We start from the raw sequence: 3,141 nt of genomic DNA, 5'->3' as shown, positions 1-3,141 counted from the left end.
CGGCCGACCCCAGCCCCACGAGGAGCTGCGTGCCGGCCAGGACGTGGGCGGCGCTGAGCCGGCGCAGCGAGTCGTCCTCGTCGGCCGTGGCGCCGCTCACGACGCCTCGCCGGGCGATGAGACGCAGCACGCCGAGCAGGCCGAGGGTGATGACGCCCAGCACGCCGAGCAGCGGCCCGGCGTAGGGCCAGCCGGGGTACGGGCCGGAGGAACCGGTGACCCACCCGTCGACCGTGATGAGGAGCGGCGCGTCGACCGAGCCTCCTCCCTCGCCCGCGGTGACCCCGAAGACCACGAGGGCCGCGGCCGTGACCGCCGCGGTCGCGAGGAAGAGGGGCAGTCGCCACTCGCCGAGGCCGTGGACGGTCCGTCGGGCGAGCGGGGCCGTGCGGACCGCGCCCTGGGGGCGGGGCCAGGCGAGCTCGCCGATCGCGCGGACGGCGAGGACCATGACGACGGCGATGAAGGGCGAGAGGGCGACGAGCAGGCCGGGGGTGGTCGTGACGCCGGTGAGGCCCGGGAGCGCTGCGGGCGAGACCACGTAGGCGATCAGGGACAGCGCGACGACGCCGGCGACGACGGACGTGGTCCGTTCGTGCCGGAGCGCTGCGTCGAGCACGGGGCGCGCGGGGTGGCGCCGGGACCGGACCGCGTTGGCCGCCGCCAGGACCAGGGCGGCGAGGGCGCCGAGCGCGGCGAGGGCGACGAGCGACAGACCGGTCATGTGGGCTCCTCCGAATGGATCAATGAATCAGAGTATTGACTCATTGGCCTCCGGTTGTCCACCCGGCCCCGCCGGACGGCCCCGCCGTGGGGACTACCCGTGACGGGTGATGCGACGCCGCCCGCACGCCGAGGACCGTGGGAGGACCAGTCCGACGGCCACAGGAGAGCACCATGAGCGACACCGCCCCGCCGACCGCCCCCGACACCGTGGTCCTCGTCCACGGCCTGTGGATGACGCCGCGCTCCTGGGAGCACTGGGTCCCGTACTACGAGGCCAAGGGCATGCGCGTGCTCACCCCCGGCTACCCGGGCTTCGAGATCGAGGTCGAGGCGTTGCGCGAGAACCCGGACGTGATCGCGAGGCTCACGGTCCCGGAGACCGTCGACCACCTCGCGGCCGTCATCGAGGGCCTCGACCGGCCGCCGATCATCATGGGCCACTCGTTCGGCGGCACCCTGACCCAGCTCCTGCTGGCTCGCGGCCTGGGGGCGTCGGCGGTCGCGATCAACGCGGCCCCGACCGAGGGTGTGCGGGTCAACCCGCCCTCGCAGATCAAGTCGCTCTTCCCGATCCTCAACAACCCTGCCAAGGCGCACCGAGCAGCCGGGTTCACGCCCGAGCAGTTCCACTACGCGTTCACCAACACGCTCTCGGCGGAGGAGTCCCTCGAGGTGTACGAGCGGTACCACATCCCGGCGCCCGGGAGCTGGGTGTGGGCCTACGGGCTCATCGCCAACTACAAGCCGGGCAAGCAGGAGACGTGGGTCGACTACGACGCCGACCGGGCCCCGCTCCTGTTCGTCACGGGCGGCGAGGACCACATCATGCCGCCCTCGGTGAACCGGTCGAACGCGCACAAGTACCACCGGTCGCCCGCCCTGACCGAGGTCCTCGACCTCGAGGGACGGTCGCACTGGACGTGCGCCGAGCCGGGCTGGGAGGCCGTGGCCGACGCCGCGCTCGACTGGGCTCTCGCCCACGCCCGGGCGCCCCAGGGAGCGGGGGATCCTGCCTGATCCCGGTCGCCGGGGCGCCCGCCCGAGCAGGCGACGGGTCCGCCTACCGCGGGACGGACGCTCCGCCGTCGGGCGTCCGCAGGGCGTGCGCGAGCTGACGACGAGACGTGACGCCGAGCTTCCGGAACGCCTTGCGCAGGTGGTAGTGCACCGTGTGGGTGCTGATGAACAGGCTCGCGGCGATCTCCGCGTTCGTCGCGCCCGTGACCGCCAGCTCGACCACGGTCTGCTCCTGCGCGGTCAGCCCCGTCGTGGGTCGGTCGCGCGGGGCGGGCGCGCGACCGGCGACGGCGCTCAGCTCGCGCCGGGCGCGTGCCGCGAACGGGTCGGCGCCCATGCGCTCGAACAGGTCGAGCGCGGTCGAGAGCGCGGCGGCGGCCTCGCGGCGCCGCCGTCTGCGGCGCAGCCACTCGCCGTGCAGCAGGTGCGCCCGGGCGAGGTCGGCGACGGACCGGGTCCGTGACAGGTGCCCGACGGCGTCGCGGAAGTGGGCGTCCGCCTCACCGTCGGACGCGAGCAGGGCCCGCGAGCGGGACAGCACGCCGAGGCCCCACGGCGCCCCGCTCGCGAGCGTGACGTCGGCGAGCCGGTCGAGCGCCCAGCGGGCGACGTCGTCGTGCCCGCTGCGGACCGCCGACTCCACGAGGTCCGGCAGGACGCGCGTCCCGACCTGCATGAACCCCTCGCGCGCGACGACGGACACCCCCTCGAAGGCGGCGGCGTGGTCGCCCGCGGCGAGATCGAGCAGCGCGCGCGCCGTCCGGGCCAGGCTCACTGCCCCGCCGATGCCGAGGTGGTCTGCGGCACGCTCGGCGTCGTCGATCCGGTCGCGCAGCGCGGGAGAGTCGGGGCCGTGCCAGGCGAGCAGCTCGACGTTGGCGAAGACGCGCGCCTGCTCGGGGCTCAGACCCACGGCCTCGCGCAGCTCGTGGACCTCGGCCAGCAGGCGCTCCGCCGAGTCGAGCTGTCCCATGACGGTCTCGCACAGCGACAGGACCCACAGCACCGAGTCGAGGGTCGGGAGGGCGCCCGCGGCGCGGGACTGCGCGGCGGCCTGCCGCAGGAGAGCGTCCCGGGCCGCGTCGTCCCACAGCGCGGTCGTCGCGGCGACGGCCAGGAGGCCGTGCCGCCGGAAGGTCTCCGACGACGTCGCGCCCGGCTCGCGCATCGCCTCGACCGCGGCTCGGAGCGCCGGGACGCACCGCGCGTCGGGCGTGGTCGCCAGCGCGGACAACGCGCTCAGGAGCGTCGGGGCGAGGTCGTCGGGCCGGTCGCCGGTCGCCGGGGCGAGGGCGCCCTCGTCGGCCCTGACGGCCCCCCTGGCACCGGTCGGCCCGGCCCCGCCCACGGCAGCCCCCACGCGGGCGAGGTCCGCCACGACCCCCTCTACCGCGGCCG

General features: G+C 75.5%; 3 protein-coding genes. 1 reads left to right on the top strand and 2 read right to left on the bottom strand.

The genetic code is table 11. The features are described from left to right. On the bottom strand, positions 1-724 hold a 724-nt coding region (locus ACFRCR_RS17915), incomplete at its 3' end, for a hypothetical protein (protein ID WP_377679462.1). Positions 725-897: 173 nt separating this feature from the next. On the opposite strand from ACFRCR_RS17915, the gene ACFRCR_RS17910 reads away from it, so the two are divergent. Continuing rightward, positions 898-1,743: an alpha/beta hydrolase gene (locus tag ACFRCR_RS17910; protein WP_377679461.1), complete on the top strand. Its 846-nt coding sequence runs from the start codon at positions 898-900 to the stop codon at positions 1,741-1,743. Positions 1,744-1,786: 43 nt separating this feature from the next. Here ACFRCR_RS17910 and ACFRCR_RS17905 read toward each other — a convergent pair. Continuing rightward, positions 1,787-3,141, bottom strand: a 1,355-nt coding sequence (locus tag ACFRCR_RS17905) for a LuxR C-terminal-related transcriptional regulator (RefSeq protein ID WP_377679459.1), incomplete at its 5' end; no start/stop codon positions are given.

Source organism: Oerskovia sp. NPDC056781 (genome assembly GCF_042789955.1).
Lineage (GTDB): Bacteria > Actinomycetota > Actinomycetes > Actinomycetales > Cellulomonadaceae > Oerskovia > Oerskovia rustica.
Note: the sequence above shows the minus strand (reverse complement) of the source record. Positions and strands in the feature narration are given on the sequence as shown.

Bases quoted from the DNA above. Each gene is read 5' to 3' on its own strand.
- ACFRCR_RS17910 (WP_377679461.1), top strand. From the start codon at position 898: ATGAGCGACACCGCCCCGCCGACCGCCCCCGACACCGTGGTCCTCGTC.